23 protein-coding genes, 1 tRNA gene and 1 pseudogene are annotated in these 20,791 nt (G+C 69.7%); 7 read left to right on the forward strand and 18 right to left on the reverse strand.

Translation table 11 applies throughout. The features are described from left to right. Positions 1–142 precede the first annotated feature (142 nt). The 4 genes from ACH4YL_RS22890 to hppD form a co-directional block, all read right to left on the reverse strand. Positions 143–538 carry a hypothetical protein gene (locus tag ACH4YL_RS22890; RefSeq protein WP_398509260.1) on the reverse strand — a complete coding sequence of 132 codons (396 nt, stop codon included), beginning with the start codon at positions 536–538 and terminating at the stop codon, positions 143–145. A 66-nt stretch (positions 539–604) separates the two neighbouring features. Then, a complete protein-coding gene (locus tag ACH4YL_RS22895; RefSeq protein WP_398509261.1) occupies positions 605–2,560 on the reverse strand; it encodes a sensor histidine kinase in 1,956 nt (651 codons plus the stop codon). Beyond that, entirely contained in the window at positions 2,553–3,266 is a 714-nt protein-coding gene (locus tag ACH4YL_RS22900; protein ID WP_398509262.1) for a response regulator transcription factor, read from the reverse strand. The genes ACH4YL_RS22895 and ACH4YL_RS22900 overlap by 8 nt, the downstream gene beginning before the upstream one ends. Before the next feature lie 85 nt (positions 3,267–3,351). Further along, entirely contained in the window at positions 3,352–4,497 is a 1,146-nt protein-coding gene (gene hppD, locus ACH4YL_RS22905) for a 4-hydroxyphenylpyruvate dioxygenase (RefSeq protein WP_398509263.1), read from the reverse strand. Positions 4,498–4,618: 121 nt separating this feature from the next. On the opposite strand from hppD, the gene ACH4YL_RS22910 reads away from it, so the two are divergent. From ACH4YL_RS22910 to ACH4YL_RS22935, 6 genes and pseudogenes are all read left to right on the forward strand, one after another. Further along, positions 4,619–5,095 carry an Lrp/AsnC family transcriptional regulator gene (locus ACH4YL_RS22910; protein ID WP_398509264.1) on the forward strand — a complete coding sequence of 159 codons (477 nt, stop codon included), beginning with the start codon at positions 4,619–4,621 and terminating at the stop codon, positions 5,093–5,095. Between the two features lie 11 nt (positions 5,096–5,106). After that, positions 5,107–5,754 (forward strand): ABC transporter permease, encoded by a 648-nt coding sequence (locus ACH4YL_RS22915; RefSeq protein ID WP_398509265.1) that lies wholly within the window; start codon positions 5,107–5,109, stop codon positions 5,752–5,754. Further along, positions 5,747–5,950, forward strand: a pseudogene (locus ACH4YL_RS22920) (polyamine ABC transporter ATP-binding protein); the annotation flags it as partial. The gene ACH4YL_RS22915 and the pseudogene ACH4YL_RS22920, both read left to right, overlap by 8 nt. 122 nt (positions 5,951–6,072) lie before the next feature. Further along, complete coding sequence (locus tag ACH4YL_RS22925) at positions 6,073–6,390, forward strand: hypothetical protein (protein ID WP_398509373.1); 318 nt, start codon at positions 6,073–6,075, stop codon at positions 6,388–6,390. A gap of 12 nt (positions 6,391–6,402) precedes the next feature. After that, positions 6,403–6,585, forward strand: coding sequence for a hypothetical protein (locus ACH4YL_RS22930; RefSeq protein ID WP_398509266.1), 183 nt, complete (start codon positions 6,403–6,405; stop codon positions 6,583–6,585). Continuing rightward, positions 6,582–7,946 (forward strand): MFS transporter, encoded by a 1,365-nt coding sequence (locus tag ACH4YL_RS22935; protein ID WP_398509267.1) that lies wholly within the window; start codon positions 6,582–6,584, stop codon positions 7,944–7,946. The genes ACH4YL_RS22930 and ACH4YL_RS22935 overlap by 4 nt, the downstream gene beginning before the upstream one ends. On the opposite strand, the gene ACH4YL_RS22940 is transcribed toward ACH4YL_RS22935, so the two are convergent. The 4 genes from ACH4YL_RS22940 to ACH4YL_RS22955 all read right to left on the reverse strand — a co-directional run bounded on the left by ACH4YL_RS22940 (position 7,876) and on the right by ACH4YL_RS22955 (position 13,169). Next, positions 7,876–8,664, reverse strand: a complete 789-nt coding sequence (locus ACH4YL_RS22940; RefSeq protein WP_398509268.1) for a PDZ domain-containing protein — start codon at positions 8,662–8,664, stop codon at positions 7,876–7,878. The two genes, ACH4YL_RS22935 and ACH4YL_RS22940, sit on opposite strands and share 71 nt — an antisense overlap. 111 nt (positions 8,665–8,775) lie before the next feature. Then, complete coding sequence (locus ACH4YL_RS22945; protein WP_398509269.1) at positions 8,776–9,417, reverse strand: IclR family transcriptional regulator; 642 nt, start codon at positions 9,415–9,417, stop codon at positions 8,776–8,778. Between the two features lie 311 nt (positions 9,418–9,728). Then, entirely contained in the window at positions 9,729–11,513 is a 1,785-nt protein-coding gene (locus ACH4YL_RS22950; protein ID WP_398509270.1) for a DEAD/DEAH box helicase, read from the reverse strand. A gap of 213 nt (positions 11,514–11,726) precedes the next feature. Continuing rightward, entirely contained in the window at positions 11,727–13,169 is a 1,443-nt protein-coding gene (locus ACH4YL_RS22955; RefSeq protein ID WP_398509271.1) for an MFS transporter, read from the reverse strand. A 179-nt stretch (positions 13,170–13,348) separates the two neighbouring features. Here ACH4YL_RS22955 and ACH4YL_RS22960 point away from each other — a divergent pair. Then, positions 13,349–13,422, forward strand: a tRNA-Cys gene (locus ACH4YL_RS22960). 78 nt (positions 13,423–13,500) lie between these two features. Here the strand turns inward: ACH4YL_RS22960 and ACH4YL_RS22965 are convergent. The 10 genes from ACH4YL_RS22965 to ACH4YL_RS23010 all read right to left on the reverse strand — a co-directional run bounded on the left by ACH4YL_RS22965 (position 13,501) and on the right by ACH4YL_RS23010 (position 20,593). Further along, complete coding sequence (locus tag ACH4YL_RS22965; RefSeq protein ID WP_398509272.1) at positions 13,501–13,743, reverse strand: hypothetical protein; 243 nt, start codon at positions 13,741–13,743, stop codon at positions 13,501–13,503. Positions 13,744–13,878: 135 nt separating this feature from the next. Then, positions 13,879–14,034: a hypothetical protein gene (locus tag ACH4YL_RS22970; RefSeq protein ID WP_398509273.1), complete on the reverse strand. Its 156-nt coding sequence runs from the start codon at positions 14,032–14,034 to the stop codon at positions 13,879–13,881. A 41-nt stretch (positions 14,035–14,075) separates the two neighbouring features. Next, entirely contained in the window at positions 14,076–14,504 is a 429-nt protein-coding gene (locus ACH4YL_RS22975) for a hypothetical protein (protein WP_398509274.1), read from the reverse strand. Beyond that, positions 14,494–15,030 carry a sigma-70 family RNA polymerase sigma factor gene (locus ACH4YL_RS22980; RefSeq protein ID WP_398509275.1) on the reverse strand — a complete coding sequence of 179 codons (537 nt, stop codon included), beginning with the start codon at positions 15,028–15,030 and terminating at the stop codon, positions 14,494–14,496. Before ACH4YL_RS22980 ends, ACH4YL_RS22975 begins: the two co-directional genes overlap by 11 nt. Before the next feature lie 447 nt (positions 15,031–15,477). Continuing rightward, positions 15,478–16,752, reverse strand: a complete 1,275-nt coding sequence (locus ACH4YL_RS22985) for a tyrosine-type recombinase/integrase (protein WP_398509276.1) — start codon at positions 16,750–16,752, stop codon at positions 15,478–15,480. A gap of 85 nt (positions 16,753–16,837) precedes the next feature. Then, complete coding sequence (locus ACH4YL_RS22990; RefSeq protein ID WP_398509277.1) at positions 16,838–17,065, reverse strand: helix-turn-helix domain-containing protein; 228 nt, start codon at positions 17,063–17,065, stop codon at positions 16,838–16,840. A gap of 336 nt (positions 17,066–17,401) precedes the next feature. Next, positions 17,402–18,952, reverse strand: a complete 1,551-nt coding sequence (locus tag ACH4YL_RS22995; protein ID WP_398509278.1) for a YfjI family protein — start codon at positions 18,950–18,952, stop codon at positions 17,402–17,404. Beyond that, entirely contained in the window at positions 18,949–19,278 is a 330-nt protein-coding gene (locus tag ACH4YL_RS23000; RefSeq protein WP_398509279.1) for a hypothetical protein, read from the reverse strand. Before ACH4YL_RS23000 ends, ACH4YL_RS22995 begins: the two co-directional genes overlap by 4 nt. After that, on the reverse strand, positions 19,275–20,192 hold the full coding sequence (locus tag ACH4YL_RS23005; protein WP_398509280.1) for a DNA primase: 918 nt from the start codon (positions 20,190–20,192) through the stop codon (positions 19,275–19,277). The genes ACH4YL_RS23000 and ACH4YL_RS23005 overlap by 4 nt, the downstream gene beginning before the upstream one ends. 89 nt (positions 20,193–20,281) lie before the next feature. Further along, positions 20,282–20,593: a hypothetical protein gene (locus ACH4YL_RS23010; RefSeq protein WP_398509281.1), complete on the reverse strand. Its 312-nt coding sequence runs from the start codon at positions 20,591–20,593 to the stop codon at positions 20,282–20,284. Positions 20,594–20,791: the final 198 nt, after the last annotated feature.

The raw sequence follows: 20,791 nt of genomic DNA on the forward strand, positions 1-20,791 counted from the left end.
CGGGGGGCGGGCGCCCCCCCCGCCGGGGCGGGGGGCTGGTCGGCGGGGGTGCCGGCGTGGGACGCCCGGGCGATCGGTGGCCCGGGGGGGGGGTTTGGGGGCGGGGGCGCCCCGTGGGGGGGCCCCCCACGGAGCGGGTGGGTCAGCCGTTGCCGTGCGCACGGCGGCGCACCACGACGGTGCCCGCGCCCGCGAGCAGCGCGACGGCGACGGCCGACCCGGCGAGCGCGGTGCTGCCGCCGTTCTCGCCGGCCGGCCGCTCGCCTGCGGCGACGCCACCGCGCGGGGTGCGCGTGACGCGGTCCCGGGCCGGGGCCGGGGTCGGCTTGTCGCCCGCGGCCACGCCGCCGCGCGGCGTGCGCGTGACCCGCTCCGACGAGTCGCCGGAGTCGCCGCGTACGGGCTCCGGCGTCCGCTCCGCCGGCGCGGAGGGTCGGGGCGTCGGGTCGGAGGCGGACGCCGAAGCGACCGGGACGAGCACCGTGGCGGCTGCCACGGTGGCGACGGTGAGGGCGCGCAGGGACAGACGGTGGTACATGGGGATGTGCTCCATTCCAGCGGAAGTCAGGTGACCGCAGGCTGGCCTGAAGTTGTGAAGAAGCTGTCAGATCGCTGTGGGCTTCGTATCAGCGTTCATCGCGGCCCCCGGCTCGGGCCCGGCCGCCGGGATCCGCAGCGCGAAGACCGACCCCTCGCCCGCCGTGCTCGCCGCGTCCGCCGAACCGCCGTGGGTCTCGGCCAGTTTGCGCACGATCGACAGACCGAGTCCGCTGCCTCCTGTGCGGCGGCTGCGTGATTTCTCCGCGCGCCAGAAGCGGTCGAAGACGTGCGGCAGGTCGTCGGCCGGGATCCCGCTGCCGGTGTCGGCGACCTCCACGACCGCCAGGTCCCCGTCGGCGTACGCGCGCAGTGTGACCGTGCCGCCTTGCGGTGTGTGGCGTACGGCGTTGGAGACGAGGTTGCCGACGGCCTGCCGCAGCCGCACCGGATCCGCGATCAGATCCACGGCCGCGGCAGGGGCATCGGCGGCGGAGACCTTCAGCGTGACACCCGCCGTGTCCGCTCCGGCCTGGTGCGCCGCCGCGACCTGGGCGAGGAGTTCGTCGATCCGTACCGCTTCGAGGTGCAGCCGCAGCGCGCCCGCGTCGGCCTCGGCCAGGTCCTGGAGGTCGTCGATGATGTGCTGCAACTGCACGGCCTCCTCCAGCAGCGAGGAGACGAAGGCGGGGTCGGGGTCGGCGAGTCCGTCCTGGGCCGCCTCCAGCCAGCCGCGGATATTGCTCAGCGGGGTGCGCAGTTCGTGCGCGACATCGCTGACCATGGCCCGGCGCTGGACCTCCAGCCGGGCCCGGTGCGCGGACATGTCGTTGAACGCGGCGGCCAGCCGGCCGATCTCGTTGTCCGCGGTGACCGGGACGGGTGCCGAGGTCTCGCCGTCCTTCATCCGCTGCGCGGCGCCGGTGAGCGCGTGCAGCGGCCGTACGAGGCGGGTGGCGGCGAGCACGGAAGCGCCGACGGTGAGCGCGAGGACGAGCGCCGCGACGCCCGCGATACGGGCGGTGTTGCCCGGCGACAGGTCGAAACCGGGGACGGTCGTGCCGTCGGGGTCGGCGATGAACAGCAGCGCGGGCGACGAGACGTACGAACCGAGCTGTTCCCGGCGGGCGGTGCCCACACAGGACGCGACGGCCCGGTCCTCGGCGCTGCCGGCCGGGCCGCGCACGATCGGCGCGGCCGGGATCGGGCGCGGCTCGCCGCTGCTGTCCGGCGCGGGGTATCTCGTCCAGGACAGGTCCAGGCTGAGCCGTACGCCCGCCTTGCCCTGGCGCTTCAGGCAGGCATCGGCCAACTGGTTGAGCGCGGTGAGCGCCTTGGTCTCGGTCGCGGTGGGCCGGTCCAGCGCGTCGAGCGAGCAGCGAGTGCCTTCGATGCGGTCGATGTCATTGCCGACGACCTGGATGCGCGGGCGTCCGCCGGGACTGTCGAGGATGTCGGCGGCGAGGCCGTACTGGCGCAGGCAGTCCACGGTCCGGTCGGCCGAGGTCCGCAGCTGTGTGCGTTCGGCCGACGGCAGCCGGAACGGCCCGACCGCGCGCGGGTCGATGCGGTCCGTGTCACCCTCGACCTGCTGCGCGCCGGGTGTGAGAGCGGTGTCGGCGGACAGCGGGTCGACGACCGCCGAGGCCTTCGCGGGCAGCGCCGGCGGCGACTTCTGGGTGGCGGAGTCGGCGATCGGCTCCCGCCGCTGGGTGGTGAGCGTGATCCGCCGCCCGTACTGGCGGGCCAGGTCGGCCACGGTCTTCTCGACGCCGTCCCACTGCGGACGGGTCGCCGCATGGCCGAGCAGCGTGTGGTAGATCCGGGCGTCGTCGGTGAGGTTCTGGCCCTGCTCCTGCTTGATCGCGCCGGATGTGGTCTGCACGGCCAGCCAGGCCGTCGCCGCCACCGAGCACGCGGCCACCAGCGCGGACACGGCGAGCAGCCGGCCCAGCAGGCTCTTGCGCAGCGGCAGCCGCCGGCCCTCACGAGGCGGGCCCTGCCGACGCCGGCCCTCAGCCACGGCCGGCGCTCTTCGCCTTCGCCGGGTCCGCCAGTTTGTAGCCGACGCCGAAGACCGTGAGCAGCCGGGCGGGCCGCCGCGGCGCCGGCTCGATCTTCTTGCGCAGATTCATGATGTGCACATCGACGGTGCGGTGGGATATGTAGCGGTCGAAGCCGTGCAGTTCCTCGAGCAGCTGCTGCCGGGTGAAGACCCGGTCGGGCTCGGCGGCCATCGCGGCGAGGATGCGGAACTCGCCCGGCGTGCACTCGACCTGGTCACCGTCGACGCGCACCTCGTGCCGGTCCGGGTCGACGGCGAGAGTGCCGACCGACAGCACCCGGTCGGCGGGCGGGCCCAGCCGGGTGCGGCGCAGCAGCGTGCGGACCCGGGCCATCAACTCCCGTGGGCTGTACGGCTTGGTCATGTAGTCGTCCGCGCCGAGGTCGAGACCGAGCAGCAGATCGTCCTCCGTACTGCGGGCCGTCAGCATCAGCACCGGCAGCTCCCGGGCCTCGGCCCGCAGCACGCGCAGCACGTCCAGGCCGTCGGCGCGGGGCATCATCACATCGAGGACGAGCAGGTCGGGAGGCCGCCGGCGGACGGACTCGATGGCCGCTCTGCCGTCCCGTACGAGCGTGACGGCATGGCCCTCCCGTTCCAGATAACGGCGGACCAGCTCGGCCTGCTTCTCGTCGTCCTCGGCGACCATCACATGTGCGCACACGCCGCCGATCGTAAACACCCGTGCGGCCCCGCGGATCAGGATCCGTGGGGCCGCAGTCGCTCAGCAGCTGCTCAGCAGAGGCGGGTTACAGGTTTCCGCGCTTCTCCTGCTCGCGCTCGATCGCCTCGAAGAGCGCCTTGAAGTTGCCCTTGCCGAAGCCCATCGAGCCGTGCCGCTCGATCATCTCGAAGAAGACCGTCGGCCGGTCCTGCACCGGCTTGGTGAAGATCTGCAGCAGATAGCCGTCCTCGTCGCGGTCGACGAGGATCTTCAGCTCGCGCAGCGTCTCGACCGGCACGCGGGTCTCGCCGGCCCACTCGCCGAGGGTGTCGTAGTACGAGTCGGGCGTGTCCAGGAACTGAACTCCCGCCGCCCGCATGGCGCGTACCGTCGCCACGATGTCGTTCGTGGCGAGCGCGATGTGCTGGACTCCGGCGCCGCCGTAGAACTCGAGGTACTCGTCGATCTGCGACTTCTTCTTCGCGATCGCGGGCTCGTTGATCGGGAACTTCACCTTGAGCGTGCCGTCGGCCACGACCTTCGACATCAGCGCGGAGTACTCGGTGGCGATGTCGTCGCCCACGAACTCCTTCATGTTGGTGAAGCCCATGACCTTGTTGTAGAAGGCCACCCACTCGTTCATCTTGCCGAGCTCGACATTGCCGACGCAGTGGTCGATGGCCTGGAAGGTGCGCTTGGCCGGCGGCTCGACCATCGGGGCGACGGCGACGAAGCCCGGCAGGTAGGGACCGTCGTAGCCGGAGCGGTCGACCAGCGTGTGACGGGTCTTGCCGTACGTCGCGATGGCGGCCAGCACCACGGTGCCGTGCTCGTCCTTGAGCTCGTACGGTTCGGTGATGCCGCGGGCGCCGTGCTCGGTGGCGTACTTGTACGCGGCGCGCGCGTCCGGCACCTCGATGGCCAGGTCGACGACGCCGTCGCCGTGCTCGGCGACATGGCCGGCGAGGAACTGGCCCCAGTCCGTGGACTGCTTGATGACGGAGGTGAGGACGAAGCGCGCGGCTCCGTTCTCCAGCACGTAACTCGCGGTCTCGCGGCTGCCGTTCTCCGGTCCGGAGTAGGCGACGAGCTTCATGCCGAAGGCCGTGGAGTAGAAGTGCGCGGCCTGCTTGGCGTTGCCGACGGCGAAGACGACCGCGTCCATTCCCTTGACCGGGAAGGGGTCGGCCTTGCGCGCGGTGTTGGGGGTGTGATCGATGGTCTCAGTCATAGCCGCAGGCTCCACCCGATCCACAAGGTGCGCAACAGTTCGCAATTCCTCTGGGCAATCTGTACAGCCTTGGAGCACCATGGAGGGGACATCTGTACAGGATGACCACTCGGGAGAGGCAATGGCGATCGATCATCTGGACGGCCGGCTCATCGTCCTGCTGGCGCGCGAGCCGCGGATCGGCGTGCTGGAGGCCTCCCGCCGGCTCGGCGTGGCCCGCGGCACCGTCCAGGCGCGGCTCGACCGCCTTCAGTCCAATGGAGTCATCCGCGGTTTCGGGCCGAATGTCGACCCGGCGGCGCTCGGCTATCCCGTCACCGCCTTCGCGACCCTGGAGATCAAGCAGGGACAAGGCGCGGACGTGCGGGCCCATTTGGCCACCGTGCCCGAGGTGCTCGAACTGCACACGACCACCGGGCACGGGGACATGCTCTGCCGTCTGGTGGCCCGCTCCAACGCCGATCTCCAGCGGGTGATCGACCGGGTTGTCGGTTTTGATGGCATTGTGCGGGCCTCCACCGCCATCGTCATGGAGAATCCCGTGCCCTTGCGGATCATCCCGCTGGTGGAGCAGGCTGCGGAGGACGAAGACGGCTGAGGTGACGCGGCGTGAGCTTCTGGGAGTATGTCGGCAACCGGCACCAGCAACTGCTCACCGACGCCTACCAGCACGCCAGCGCCGTCCTCCAGTGCATGCTGATCGCCACCCTGCTCGGCGTCCTCATCGGCGTGCTGACGTACCGCCGCAGCTGGGCCGGGAACCTCGCCATCACCAGCACGGCCGCCTTCCTCACCATCCCCTCCCTCGCACTCATCGGTCTGCTGATCCCGGCGGTCGGACTCGGCGTGGCGCCGACGGTCATCGCTCTGACGCTGTACGGACTGCTGCCGATCGTGCGCAACTCCATCGTCGGGCTGCGCGGTGTGGACCCCTCGCTGGTGGACGCGGCCACGGGCATCGGCATGTCCCGCACCGCACGGCTCCTGCGCGTCGAGCTGCCGCTCGCCTGGCCGCCGATCCTCACCGGGATCCGGGTCGCCACGCAGATGCTGATGGGGATCGCCGCCATTGCCGCGTACGCCTCCGGGCCCGGTCTCGGCAACGAGATCTTCCGCGGCATCGCCTCGCTCGGCAGCGCCAACGCGATCAACCAGGTCCTCTCCGGCACGCTCGGAATCGTCATTCTCGCGCTGCTCTTCGACGCCGGGTACGTCCTGCTCGGACGGCTGACCATCTCGAGGGGGATCCGTGCCTGAGAACGCCGCCTCGCCCCGGAACACCGCCTCCTCGGCCACTGTCCGGGCCGGAGCCGCTGTCCAGTCCGGGGCCACCATCCAGCTGGAGAACCTCACCAAGCGCTATCCGGGCAGCGCCAACCCCGCGGTGGACAATGTCTCGCTGGAGATCAAGGCCGGCGAGACGGTGATCTTCGTGGGCCCGTCCGGCTGCGGGAATCCAGCGGCGCGACCAGCTACCACCTGCGCCAGCTCGCCGCGCACGGCTTCGTCGAGGACGCCCCGGAGCGCGGCAAGGGCCGGGAGCGCTGGTGGAAGGCCGCGGAGGAGGGGACGAGCATGGACGACTCCCTGTTCGACGACCCCGATCCGGCGGTGCGCGGGGCGGCGGACCTCTTCCTGCACGAGGTCGCCACGCTCCACACCCAGGAGGTCGGCACCTGGCTCGGCACCTCGCGCGAGTGGCCCGAGGCCTGGCGCCGCAGCTCGGAAATCAGCGACTTCACGCTGCGGCTGACTCCGGAGCAGGCCCATGAGCTCAACCAGAAGGTCCACGAACTGATCGAGAGCTACCGGGACTCGACGCCTCGCCCCGAGTCCGAGGACGTCGCCCAGGTCCGTATGCATCTCCATTCCTTCCCGCGCGCCACCGGCTGAGAGGACAACGCCGTGGATCCCACCATCCATCTGCTGCTGCACTCCATACGCGCCGCCGAACTGCGACGCGAGGCCGCCGGGTACGCGATGCGCCCTCGCCGTCCCCCGATCCGTACGCAACTGGGCTGGAGACTCGTCGAGTTGGAACTCCGGCTCGTACAGCAGCGGCCTGCGCAGACGGCGCGCACCGCGTGAAGGCGCAGGCCGGACGCGGGCCGCTGGCGAGTGTGCTGGCCGCCAACGCCGTGTCCATCACCGGGAATTCGCTCACGCTGGTCGGCGTGCCGTGGTTCGCGCTGGAGACCACGGGCAGTCCCGCCAAGGCCGGTCTTGTCGCCTTCTGCGCCACCCTGCCGGTCGTCGTCTCCGCGATCGCCGGCGGCCCGGTCATCGACCGGATCGGCCGCCGCCGGGTCAGCATCGGCTCCGACCTCGTCTGCGCGCTGGCCGTCGCCGCGATCCCGCTGCTGCACTACGCGGGCGTGCTGGCGTTCTGGATGCTGTGCGCGCTGATGGCCGTCACGGGCCTCTTCCACGCGCCCGGCGAGACCGCGCGCGCCGTCCTCATTCCCGACCTCGCGAAGGCGGCGGGCACACCACTCTCCCGGGCCGCGAGCCTCTTCGACGCGGTCTCGCGCGGAGCCCGGATGGCCGGGGCGGCGCTCGCGGGCCTGCTGATCGCGTTCACCGGCGCGGAGGCGGTGCTGCTGCTGGACGCCGCGACCTTCGGCGGCTCCGCGCTGCTGATCCTCGCGGGGTTACGGAGCCTGAGCGCGGGCGATCCACGGCAGAGCCCGCGCTCCCCGTACCGGGCCGAACTGCGCGAGGGCTGCGCCTTCCTGCTGCGCAGCAGGCTCCTCCTGGCGATCGTGCTGATGGTGATGCTCACCAACGGCCTCGACCAGGGCTGGAACGCGGTGCTCCTGCCGGTTCACGCCAAGGAGAACCTCGGCGGCGCGGGCCATCTCGGCCTGCTGGTAGCGGTGATGGCGGGCTGCGCACTGCTCGGCGCGCTGCTGTACGGCGCGGTCGGGCACCGTTTTCCGCGGCGGGCGCTGTTCACGGTCGCGTTCCTGCTGGCCGGGATGCCGCGGTTCGTGGTGGCGGCGTTCACCGACGGCACGGCGCCGCTGGCCGCGACGATGGCGGTGGCGGGACTCGGGGCCGGGATGCTCAACCCGATCCTGACCACGATCATCTTCGAACGGATCCCGGACGAACTCCGCAGCCGGGTCACGGGCGTGACCACCGCCGGAGTTCTTCTGACGTCACCGCTCGGCGGCCTCGCCGCGGGCTACCTCGTGGAACGGACGGACCTGACGGCGGCACTGCTGGCACTCGGCGGACTGTACTTCGCGGCGACACTCGCACCGGCGGTCTTCCCGAGCTGGCGCGACATGGACACGGCTCCGGCCACCGGGCACAAGGCAGGGCCAGGAACAGGGACAGGGACAGGACCCAGGAATCCTGAGGGCCCCGAGGACCTCAACAGGCGGGAACCTTCCCGCCCCTCTCCAGAGCCCGAAGCGAGTCCACCGCACCCTTCAGGGTCGTGACCGGAATCAGCCGCAGTCCGTCCGGCAGCTCGGCCTGCGCGTCCGAGCACTCGCCCTTCGGCACCAGGAACACGGTCGCCCCGTCCCGCTTGGCCGCCTGAGTCTTCAGCGAGACGCCCCCGACCGCGCCGACCTCACCGTCCGCGCTGATCGTTCCCGTACCGGCAATGTCACGGCCGCCGGTGAGATCGCCGCCCGCACCGTCGCCGTCGAGCTTGTCGACGATCCCGAGCGAGAAGAGCAGCCCGGCGCTCGGCCCGCCGATGTCGGCGAGCTGCAGGTCGACCTTCACCTTCGCCGGGTCCTCGTCGAGATAGGCGAGCGCGGCCATGGTCGCGTCGTCCTGCGACTCCTCCATGTCCTCGAGGTTGGCCCGGGAGACTTCCTCTTCGGACTTGCCGGGCGGATAGACGGAGTCGACGGGCATGACGGCCTTGTCGGTCTGGAACCAGGCGTCGACGACATCCCCGAGAGACACATCGGCGGACGGCCCCGTCGCGACGATGGTCGTCATCCGCAGGGCGCCCTCGGTCTTCCGGGTCGGCGCACCGCTGATGGTGATGACGGGAGTGCCCTGGTCGTCCCCGAGCACATTCGCGGTCGTACCGGGCTGCGCGAGCACGTACGGCAGCGGCGCGAACCCGGCGACGGCGAAGAGCGCGACGATCGGAAGCGCGCAGAGGATGAGGGCGCGGGTACGCGTGAGACTGGAGAGCACGGGGTCAATGTATCGGGGCGGGGTACGCACACGACCAGCCCGGCCCCGGCTCCCGCGCTACTGGTGCGCGACCTCACAGAGCACGCACGGGACCGGCCCCGGCTCCCGCGACTACCGAAGCGCGTCCGCGACCTCTCGGGCCGCGTCGACGACCCTCGGGCCGACCCGCTCCGGGACCGAGTCCGCCAGCATCACCACACCCACGCTGCCCTCGATCCCCGTCACCCCCACCAGCGGCGCCGCCGCCCCACTCGCGCCCGCCTCCAGCTCGCCGTGCGTCAGCGTGTAGCCGGGGTCGTTCGCCTGCCCCTGCCGCGCCGCCAGGATCGCTCTGCCCGCGGCCCCGCGGTCCAGCGGGTGCCGGAACCCGGCCCGGTACGCGACGTGGTAATCCGTCCACGTCGGCTCGACGACCGCGACGGCCAGCGCCTCCGCACCGTCGACCAGCGTCAGATGCGCGGTCGCGCCTATGTCCTCCGCGAGCGCCCGCAGCGCGGGCATCGCGGCTTCCCGCACCAGCGGATGCACCTGCCGGCCGAGGCGCAGCACGCCGAGGCCGACCCTGGCGCGGCCGCCGAGGTCACGTCGTACGAGCGCATGCTGCTCCAGCGTGGCGAGCAGCCGGTAGACGACCGTGCGATTGACACCGAGTTTGTTGGACAGCTCGGTGACGGTCAGCCCGTGGTCGGTGTCCGCGAGCAGCTTGAGGACACGTAGTCCCCGGTCGAGCGTCTGGGAGGTCTCCGCGGTCACGACGCCCTCTCCTTCGGAGTGAGTGACGGCGGTCCTCACACGGCAATCGCGACACCGGTCCCGTCGGCGTCGCACCCAGAGGCCGCCGGCAGGCCATGGCACACCGACTGCGCTCCGCGGCGGCGCTGCCACGGGGCGTTTGCAATGCCGGGGACAGTAGCGACCTGGTTCGCTCAGCGGAAGCCCTCGTCCAGAATCCGGGCGCGGCGGGGCGCGGTACGACCGCTTGATCCGCATTTCGCCGTCAAAGCGACACCATGACCGCATGACCGCAGCGCGGTCCGTACGCCGGCCTCACCCGAGACCGGACGTCACCGCATCCGCGTCGCCCACTCCTGCACCTTCTTGATCCGCTCCCGGATCTGCCCCGCGGTCGCCTCCGCGCTCGGCGGCCCGCCGCACACCCGCCGCAGCTCCGTGTGCACCACCCCGTGCGGCTTCCCGCTCTGGTGGACGTACGCCCCCACCATCGTGTTGAGCTGCTTTCGCAGCTCCAGCAGCTCCTTGTGCGAGACGACCGGCCGCCGCTCGGCCGGCAGCTCCAGCAGATCCGCTTCCTCGTCCGGCTTCTTGCGGCTGTGCGCGATCTGCCGCGCCTGCCGCTTCTGCAGCAGCAGCTGCACCTGGTCGGGTTCGAGGAGCCCGGGGATGCCGAGGTAGTCCTGCTCCTCCGCACTGCCGGGGTGCGCCTGCATGCCGAACTCGGCGCCGTTGTACATCACCCGGTCGAAGACGGCGTCGGACTCCAGCGCCTCGAAGGGCAGCATGTCCTGCTCGCCGGTGTCCTCGTCCTGCTGCTTCTCGGCCTCGGCGAGTTCCTTCTCCGACTCCGCGTACGGGTCTTCCTCGCCGTCCTTCTTCGGCTTGTCGAGCACATGGTCGCGCTCGACCTCCATCTCGTTGGCGAAGCCGAGGAGATTGGGGATGGTGGGCAGGAAGACGGACGCGGTCTCGCCGCGCCGCCGGGACCGTACGAAACGACCGACGGCCTGCGCGAAGAACAGCGGCGTCGAAATGGTCGTCGCATAGACACCGACGGCGAGCCGCGGCACGTCAACGCCTTCGGACACCATGCGTACGGCGACCATCCACCGGTCGTCGCCCTCGCTGAACTCGTCGATCCGCTTGGACGCGCCCGTGTCGTCGGAGAGCACGACGGTCGCGCCGCGGCCGGTGATCTCGCGGATGAGCTTGGCGTACGCGCGTGCCGAGTCCTGGTCGGAGGCGATCACCAGACCGCCCGCGTCCGGGATGGACTTCCGTACCTCACTGAGCCGCTGATCGGCGGCGCGCAGCACGTTCGGCATCCAGTCGCCACGCGGGTCGAGCGCGGTGCGCCAGGCCTGCGAGATGGCGTCCTTGGTCATGGGCTCACCGAGCCGGGCGGCGATCTCGTCACCGGCCTTGGTGCGCCAGCGCATGTTGCCGCTGTACGACAGGAAGATCACGGGCCGCACGACACCGTCGGCGAGGGCGTTCCCGTATCCGTACGTATAGTCCGCGGCGGACCGCCGGATCCCGTCGTTGCCCTCTTCGTACGCGACGAACGGAATCGGATTCGTGTCGGACCGGAACGGCGTACCGGTCAGCGCGAGCCGCCGGGTCGCCGGGTCGAAGGCCTCAAGACACGCCTCGCCCCAGGACTTGGAGTCACCGGCGTGATGGATCTCGTCGAGGATGACAAGCGTCTTGCGCTGCTCACAGCGGTTGCGGTGCAGCATGGGCCGCACGCCGACACCGGCGTACGTCACGGCGACGCCGTGGTACTCCTTGCTCAACGGCCCGGCGCTGTAGTCGGGATCGAGCTTGATGCCTATCCGCGCGGCCGCGGCGGCCCACTGGTTCTTCAGATGCTCGGTCGGCGCGACGACGGTCACCTGCTGCACGACATGGTGGTGCAGCAGCCAGGACGCGAGCGTCAGCGCGAAGGTGGTCTTACCGGCGCCGGGTGTCGCGACGGCGAGAAAGTCACGCGGCTGCTCCTGGATGTACCGGTCCATCGCCCCTTGCTGCCAGGCACGCAGCTTCCCGGCGGTGCCCCAGGGTGCGCGGCCGGGAAAGGCGGGTGAGAGGTGGTGGGAGGCGGTAGTGGTCACGGTCTCCGATCCGGGCCCTCGGTTACGGCATTAGGTACGACAACCGGGCCACCCTACCGGTGCGACGGTCGCGGGCCGGCGCGGACGAGGCCGTGGGGCGGGCGGATGCGGCGAGTGTCACAACGGGGGCGCGTGGCAGCGCGACGCGGGGGCGGGGGCGGGTGGCAGCGCGGGGCGGGGCCCCGGCTCGCTGCCCCGGCTCACTCTCCCTACTCACCGCCCCCGCAGGCGCGTCCCCACCCATGCCCCCACCAGGGCCACCGCCGCCATCGGCAGGAACACCGCGGCGAACGCCGCCGGATGCGCGCCGGCAGCACCGGACGCATCCGAGACATGGCCCCCCACCGCGCCTCCGCCCAGCGCCGCGAACGCCGCCCCGCCCGCCGCCAGGAGCAGCACGTTCGACAGCCCGTCCGAGATCTGCAGCGCCGCCGAGTTCGAGCCCGCCTCCTCCGGCGCCGAGAGCTTCAGCAGGAGCACGCTCGTCGAAGCGATCACCATGCCCATGCCGAAGCAGCCGAACCCCCAGGCGACGCCGACGATCCACACGGGCACCGACTCGATCAGCACACTCGGCGCGGTCGCGATCGAGGCGGCGACGAGCACCATGCCGGTCAGCATCAGCCGTTCCCGGTACGGCTCGACCCGCGGCCGGGACTGTACGTACGACCCCAAAGCCCACGTCGCCCCACCCACCGCCAGCGAAAGCCCGGCCATGGTCGGCGACAGCCCGCGCTGAGTGACCAGCATCAGCGGCACGAAGGACTCGGCGGCGATGAAGGACCCGGCGGCGATGCCCCGCAACAGCACGACCGACGGCAGCCCGCGCGCCGCCCGGTACGTCCCGCGCGGCAGCAGCCCGAGCACCGCCGGCACCATGAGCGCCGCACCCGCCACCGCCGGCACGAGCGAGACCCACCGCAGATCCTGGCCCGCGTACTGCAGCAGCCCGGCCCCCAGCGAGATCCCCAGCGCCAGCCGGATCCGCCGCGCGTCGAAGGCCTGCCGGGGCGCGGACGGATCCGCGGGCCCCGACGCCATCCGCCGGATCGCGGGCAGCGCGAGCGCCAGCGGAAACACGACGAGCACGGGTATCCCGATGAACACCCAGCGCCAGCCGAGCTGTTCCGTCACCGTCCCGGAGGCGAGGGGCCCCACAACGGACGGGATCACCCAGCTCGCGGCGAACGCAGCCATGATCGCGGGCCGCAGCGCTTCCGAGTACGCACGCCCGACGACCACGTACAACGCAACGATCACCAGCCCACCCCCGAGCCCCTGAAGGGCCCGCCCGGCGATGAACATCCACATGCTCCCCGCGGTCCCGGACAGCAACAGCCCGGCCCCGAACGCCGAAATCCCGACGGCCAGCGGCCGCAGCGGCCCGTCCCGGTCGGCCCACTGCCCGGAGAGCACCATGGCGAAGAGGCTGGTGGTGAAGTACGCGGAGAAGGCAAAGGCATACAACTCGACCCCACGCAGCTCGCGCGCGGCAACGGGCATCGCGGTCCCGACGGCGGTCGCCTCGAAGGCGATGAGGAGGACGACGGAGACGATGCCGATGCTGAGGGCACGATGGTCCCTGCCGAGAACCCCGTACTGCGGTGCGGCTGAGGGCGGCTTGACGTCGGCGTCACGGGGTTCGAGGGCGGTCATGGCCCCACGGTAAGGGGCATGACGAGCCTTGGACCCTGTCGCGAGTCGGGACCCCGCTGGTCCCTTGGTCGTACGACCATGAACGCCGTGTGGCAGTCGTATTGCAGCCCGCCCGGTTCTCTTGAGCGAGGCGAGGCGGCCCGCCTACGGTCGAGTCATTGCTTCACCGGGAGACACACGGCCGTGTGCCCGAGTGGTCAGGGACTCGCCTGCAAAGCGAGTTACGCCGGTTCGATTCCGGTCACGGCCTCCAGCTACTCGACCAGGCAAAACGAGGGGTGGCATCCGCGAGAGGATGCCACCCTTTTGTGCGTCCGTCTCAGTTCTCGTCTCAGTACTCCCTCGAATCGTGGGGTGTCCGATCGGTGAAGTCCTCCACGGCGTCTACGGCCTCGTGGACCGTCTCCTCGACCTCCTCGATGGCGCTCTGGATCACTTCGCCGAGGTCGTCCAGGCCCCCACCCAGGGCTACGTGAAATCCGACCTTGACCACGACTCGCCGAGTGATCTTCCACCACGCGCGCGGATTTCGCTCCGCCGTCTGCCTGTTGTCTTCCTGCTCGCCGCTCGACATCTCGTCGACTCCGCCTCTCTGTTGGGCATCTACCCCAAGAGACCGCCGGCGGCTCTGTTTCGTACCCCCACAACAGAAAGAGGCGGTGGCCTCAGTTCCCCCGAACCTGCGGCCACCGCCCTTGCGTTGTTCAGATCACCAGAGCAGCGAAATCCTGTCGCTGATCCCCAAGATGACGCTGGAGATCAGGATCGCTACAAGGGTGACGAGGATTGCTGGAACTTGCCGCGCTCGGAGTATCGCCGCAATGCGGCGATCCACCCTTCGAGCGGGCCAGTTCACCTCCTCCATCTAGTCTCTCCTTTCTTTCCGGATATCACTTTCCTTTGGTCTCAGACTGAGGAGCCGTTGGACACAAAGTCGTCGACGTAGTCGACCGCGTCCGGATCACCAAGATCCGCTGCCAAGCGCCACCACCGCTCAGCTTTTGTGACTTCGTTCAACAGCTCCAAGAGTTCGGCGACTCGGCGTGCAGCTCCCGCGTCACCTTGCTCCGCGCGCCGCTTGTACTCGTCGAGGACGTCGTGATCCCCGGCCAACACAGCGGCAGCTTCCTCCTTCTCGCCCAGACCCCAGCCGGGGACCGGGGCGGTCGCCTCGCGGCGACCTTCCCGGTCCCAGGCCCCGCGGAACACCGAGTAGACCTGGTACAACGCTTCATCGGCGGCAGCCGCCGCATCGGCGTGTCCCAGCGCGGTGAGTCTGCGGGCGAGAACCCGAGCGTCCAGACGGAGGCTCTCTAGCAGGTCCTCATGGGGCAAGTTGATCCCTCCAATCCTCCTTCGTAATTCCCACGGCACTCAGCCCTTTCCGTAGGTTTCCTAGGGCCTTGAAGTGATACTTCTTGGCCACCCCTACAGAGATGCCCAACTCGGAGGCAACATCCTCCCAGAGACGGCCCTCGTAGTACCTGTGCCATATAACCTGCTTCTGCCTGCGCGGCAGTTGCGAGATCGCTGAGCGCATGACGGACCGAAGCCCATATGCACTCTCCCCGGACACTCTGTTGGGGATTTCTTCATGCTCCGCACCGAGCGCAACTGACTGCGGGCTTTTAACCTTGCGTTCGTAGTGATCGCAAGCTACCCCCCACGCGATTCTCCACACATAAGTGACCGGGTACTGCACTTTCTTACCCGCCCCTGAATGAAGGGTCTTCGTGAGGATGTCCTGCCCGAGTTGTCGGGCCTCCTCTGGGATCCGTTCCCAGCGTCTGGCCCACCTGTCAATTCGAGACTGATTCTCTACAGCCCACTCAACTACGTCGATGAGCTGAGATCCGTCCATCTCGTCCGCAGGTGTCGCACTCTCGCGGCCTTGCAGGGGAGCCTCGGCGTCAATGCCGATGCTCGGACTGCCCCGCAGGGTTGCCGGAAGTTCCGGCTCCCCTTGCGCGGGTGTGATCGAAGGGGGCATTTTTGCGGTGGTCCCTCTCCGTCGTACAGACCGTCGTCCCTCGACAGTCCGGAGAACTCGGCACGACCCGAGGCACTCGACTCGTTAGTCCGCGTCGGGCGCCAATTCGTACCCCTCCACCTCAAAAAAACTTTTGCCACATCAGAAGCCGCAGCCAGAAGCCGGTTCGACTCCGTCGGGCACGACCAGGAGACCGCGACTTCACCTGTGACCGCTCGTTGCCGGGCTTGGGATGTGGAAGGCTCAGGGAGTGATCACGTCCGAGTGCAGATGACAGCGAGTCAGACAGTGTCGCGGGCTGGCCGACTCTGCCCGATCTCAGTCGGTCGGCACGGGCGGTCCAGCGGAACCGCCTTCGTCTTCGGGTCCATCCGTCGAGGTGTTCCAGATCAGCCCATCGACCTGCCTCGCAATGTTGGCACGCACGGCGTCCACCATGTGCTGATAGCGCGCAGCCATAGCGGTAGTCGACCACCCCATGAGGCCCATGACGGCGCGCTCGGGTACACCGAGGATGAGCAGAACCGTGGCAGCCGTGTGGCGTGCATCGTGCAAACGCCCGTCTCGTACTTGCGCCTCTGCTAGTAGGGCCTTCCACTCTGCCCAGTCCTTGCGGTGGGAAGGGCTGCGGCCGTGTTCGTCGGGAAACACCCAACCACCTTCCGTCCAGCGCTTCCCGGCCGCCTGACGCTCTGCGCCCTGGGCCTTGCGATGCGCTCGTAGTAGGTCGACGAGCTGTTCTGGGAGACCGACCGCGCGGCGGCCGGCACGCGACTTGGTCGTGGCGGTCTCTGGGTTACTGCGTCGCCTCTGGGGGCAGTACCCGGCCTTGCGTCCGCAGGGCTCGGGGCACCCATGCGCGTACTGCGGCCGATGGCGACTGCGGCGGACCACCAGGAACCCACCGCTAAGGTCCACGTCTTCCCACTTCAGGCCCAGCGCCTCCCCCTGACGCAGTCCGAGGGCGAGTGCAACGGCCCAGCGTGCGGAGTTGCGTTGCCGGTCGGCGGCCTTGAGTAGACGCTGTACCTCTTGCACGGTGTAAGGCTCCACCTCGTAGTCACCCGTCTTCGGAGCCTTGGCCAACTGGACGGGGTTCTTCCCGAGGTGGCCGCGCCGCACCGCCTCGTTGAGAGCAGTCCGGAACGTGCGGTGCACCTGGTGAGCGGTCGCGGGCTTGCTGCCGTTGGCCTGCATCTTCGCGTAGAAGACTTCGATTTGTTCCGGCTTGAGCTTGTCGAGTCGGTGAGCACCCAGGCCAGGGATGAGGTGCTTCCGAATGGCCACGCCGTACCCCACCATCGTGTTGTCGTTGACTCCGAGTGGGGCGACGTTGTCGATCCAGTGCGTGAGCCACGCCTTGACCGTCCAGGGCTTGCCCGGCTTGCGTACGGTCTGGGCTGCGCGTTGCCGCTCCAACTCCCTCACGGCATCGGTGACTTCCGCACGGGTCTTGCGCTCGACATGGCGGCGATCCGGGGTGCCGTCGTCGCGTACGCCGACGGTGACGCGGCCGTGCCACTTGCCGTCTTTGCCGAGATAGATCGAGGACCGGCCGTTCGGCTGTCGGGTGCGCTTCTCGTTCTCTGCCACAGGCAGGCTCCTGTTTCTGGATGTCGGGATGAAGACCGAGGCGGCGGGCTGTCCTTGTCCGGGAGTGCCGCCGCCTCGGGCGTCGTCAAGCTGCGCGTTGGGCGGTGCGCCGGCGGGCTACGTACTCGGCCGGCGCGTCGACAGGCACGCGTCGGAGGTGCCCGACAGGAATCGATTCCAGTTCGCCGGAGCGGATGAGCCTGTAGCACGTGGTCCGGCCGATGCGGAGTCGGCGGGCGGCCTCTTCGACGGTGAGGAGAACCAGCGTCGGGTCAGCGTCAGTCAACGTCTTGGGGTTGCCGTGTTCGTTCAAGACTCACTCCTGATGGCTGTCAGCGAGCCCATAGGGGGCATCTCCTTGAGTTCCTGGAAGGGGGCGGGAGGACGGAATGTGCTGACAGAACTGACAGAACCTCCCTGCTAGGCCGTTGACCTGTGGTTTCGCCGGTTCGTGATCTTGTGACAGAACTTGAAAAAACTCTGACAGAACCTCCGGGAGGGGAGTTCTGTCACGGGCCCCGGTTCGGGGCCCGTGAGGTTCTGTCAGAGTTTTCGGAGGTTTTGTCACGGCCGCGATCACGAGCGTTTGTGCAGGTCAGTGTCCATGGCGGGGGGTTGTGTCAGTTCTGGCAGAGCTCTGGGGGTTCTGTCAGGCGGGCCGGGCGATGCGAGGGTGGGTTTCGTAGCGCGGGGAGCGTGGCCGGCCACCGCGCCCGCTGCGCGGGGGAAGGGGCTGTTGGCGGATCCAGCCGTGTTCTTCGAGGAGCGCCAGCGCCGGGTCCAGGTCGCCGATGGCGGGGAAGTCCGCCCGCGGCAGGGCCCGGAACAGTTCCCGCTTGGAGAAGCCGTCCATACCGCTGGCGTGCAGGTGGGTGAGGACGGTGTAGGCGACATCGCGGGCGGGGGCTGCGGTCATGACGTCGAACACGTCCAGGGCGTGTGCGGTGAAGTAGTCGCCCAGCTCGGTGGCGGCTGCCATCGTGGCGCCCTCAATGGGCCGGTGCCATCCGTCCTCCGGGTGGGTGGCCAGGTGGAGGAGTCCTGCGATGCGGGCCACGGCTCCGTCCCGCTTGGAGGCCCATTTCACGATGGGGGCGAAGCTGCCGTCTTTCCCCAGCCGGGACTCGGTGACTTTCTGGAACGCCAGGATCACCGTGTTCGCCTCGGGGGTGAGGGTGAGGATCGCGGGATCCGTCCAGTCCGCCAACGCCAGTGTGAGGCCGCCGAGTTGCTTGGCGTAGGTGGCAGCTACCTGCTCGTCCAGGAGGTCCGGGGCGAGGTTGCGGCTGCCAACCAGGGACAGGGGCTTGGAGTACAGGAACCTGGCGAGCAAGCCCCGGCCGTCGGCCCCGTCGATCCGGGCCAGGGAGTCCAGCACTTCGGGTTGGATGGCCAGGCCCACGGTCACCGCGGGGGCGTCGATGTGCTGGGCCTCGCGGCCCTGGCGGTTGACGCGGATCATGTCCCCGGCGTGGCCCTTGAGGAACATGCCCATATTGGGCTTGCCGGTGTACCGCCCGGCGATGATGTCGAACAGCTCACCTTCGGCACTGAGGCAGGCGATGCGTCCGCCTTGCTGGTCCAACAGGGTGCCGACATTCTCAGGCGTCACATCGTCCGCCACGAGCTGAGGGATAGCAGGAACGCGCAGTTCTGCTGCGACCTGGGCGAGTTCGATGGCCTCGGTCGCGAGCGCGTCCCTCAGTGCCGGGTCGGCGGCAGCGGCCTTCTGCGCGGCCTTGTCGGCTGCGGCCTTCGCCAGATGCGCGGTGGTCTCCGCCTCGGCCCGCACCGGCCCCGATAGCTCGATGAGGGCCTTCTCGGCCGCGAGGAGGGGGCGGACCATGAGGTCAAACACGGCGGACTTCCTGTTGCCGGGGTCCAGGGCCACGGCGGTGTAGATGTTCACCGGCTCGCGCCAGTTCCCCCGCACGCACACCTTGGCCCGGCCGCCGGCAGCCGTCGCAACGACGGCCAGCGCCAAACATCCGGCCAGGTCGACCGGGGTCTGCGTCTCCTCCGCGACACCGCGCACCATGTCCCCCAGCCACGCGGGCAAAGCGCCCACGGGAAACGTGGGCAGCGGCGGGCGGGCCGTGATGGGCACCGGTTCGTCCCACGCCGGGCCGGTGATCTGCTCGGGGTCGAGCTGGTCAAAGCCCTCCCACAGGTCAGGGCTCATGTCGTTGGGGATGCTCATACGGCCATTCCTCCTTCCTCAATCCGGTACAACTCATGGCAGATGTCACGGTGTTCGGCGTAGTCCGCCGCGAGCCCCAGTACGGCGGCGCGACCGCTGGCGTTGCGCTCGCGGCCGCACGAGCACCAGGAGCGGGCGGACGGAGTCACCGACCAGTCGGGCGGGGCCACGATGTGCAGCTCCGCCACCGGGCGACGCCCGTCATCCGTCTGCGGGTCAGGGCGAACAGCAATGGGGACGCCTTGGGCGACGCCCTTCTGCGCGCCCACGACCAGCCGCAGGCGGGCCCGTCGAGCGGCGTGCGGGGTGTTGGGGCGAGTGCTCACGCCGCCCTCCCACTGCCCATGCCGAGACCGTTGGCGACGGCCCGTTCCGCGTACGCCTCGGGGACACCGACGGACACGGCCGCAGTGACGATCTGCCATCCCAGGGCTTCCAGGCCGCACGGTCCGGGGCACTGCGCGTGCTGCTTGGCCAGGAACTGAGCGACCCCGAACACCTGCGATCCGGCACCCGATTCAGTGCGGGCCCGCACCATCGCCAGACCTCGCTCCAGGCCGGTGCGTACGTAGCGCTCGGTGTGGCGGCATCCGGTGGCCACAGTCGCGTCCCACGCGGCGCGCACGGGGACCGAAGAGACCACCTCCCCGCGGGCGGAGGTGGTCTCTTCCCCCGCCACCAGGGCCAGGACGGCAGATGGCAGGGCCGCCATGGTGCCCGTACCGGGTCCGAGCCAACGGGCGTAGGCCATACGGGACTTGATGTCCACGCCCGGCCGTACCGAGTTGGCCGACCGCATAGCCCCGCGGTAGATCCAGTGCTCGCCACGGGTGGTGGGCACAGTCCTGGTGGGCGGCAGGTTCTCCCGCGCCCACGCGATGGCCTGCGCGTTGTCCAGGTCCACGACGGTCAACCGGGCACCGCCGGGGTGGTAAGCGACCGCTTGAGCCTCCCGCCACGCCGCAGTCCATGCAGGGGAGGTGAGCACGTTGGTGTCGGTCGTGGCGGCTGCCCAGCCGTGGCACACGGCCGGGCACCGGCAAGTGCCCGGGCTCTTCATGTTCGGCCGCCCACCGCAGGCGCTGCCCGCGCACGCACGGCAGTTCCCGAACGGCACCTTCCCTGCCCGCAGAGGTAGCGGCGGCACACTAGCCGCAGCCAATTCCAGTGCGGTGCGCAGGTGGTTCCCGTCCAGGTGATTCATGGCGCGTGGCCTCGGAGGCTTGCTGTCAGGTGTCATGCTTGAGGTCTCCTGTTCTGCTACGTCGGGATAGGGAGACCCGGGGGCGGCGGGCTGTCCTTGTCCGGGAGTGCCGCCGCCCTCGGGCGTCATTGCTTGGGTCGGGTGAGCCTGAAGGTGAGGCCGCCGATGCCGATGGGTCCGGCGGTGGTGGCGATGAGGGTTGCGGTGTGGATGGCGAACTCGAAGAGCGCGAGGATCGCGGCGATGGCGCCTGCGACGCCGATCGCGGCAGCGAGGCCGATGCCAAGTGGCGCGAGGTAGGCGCGCGCTGGACGCGTAGTCGGGGTGGTGGTCTGGACGATGACGATGATCGGCCGTCCCTCGCGTTCAGCGCGCTGGTAGACCTCGGCGGGTATGTGCGGGGCTAACTGCCCCGGCGGTTCGTGTTGGTGGGTCATGGCTGCCTCCTGAGATGAGGCGGGCCCTCCCGCACGGACACATGCGTGAGGGCCCGCAGTACGGGTTTTGGGGCTGTGGAGGGGTGTGTCGGCCGGATCCGTCCGTTCCGTCCGCAACGCTGTTCGTGCAGATCAGAGCCGGTTTTCTATGTGTCCGGGCATCCGTCCGGCCGGACGGATGATGTGTCCGCCCGGACG

It is taken from the genome of Streptomyces sp. NPDC020681 (assembly GCF_044334895.1).
Taxonomy (GTDB): Bacteria; Actinomycetota; Actinomycetes; order Streptomycetales; family Streptomycetaceae; genus Streptomyces.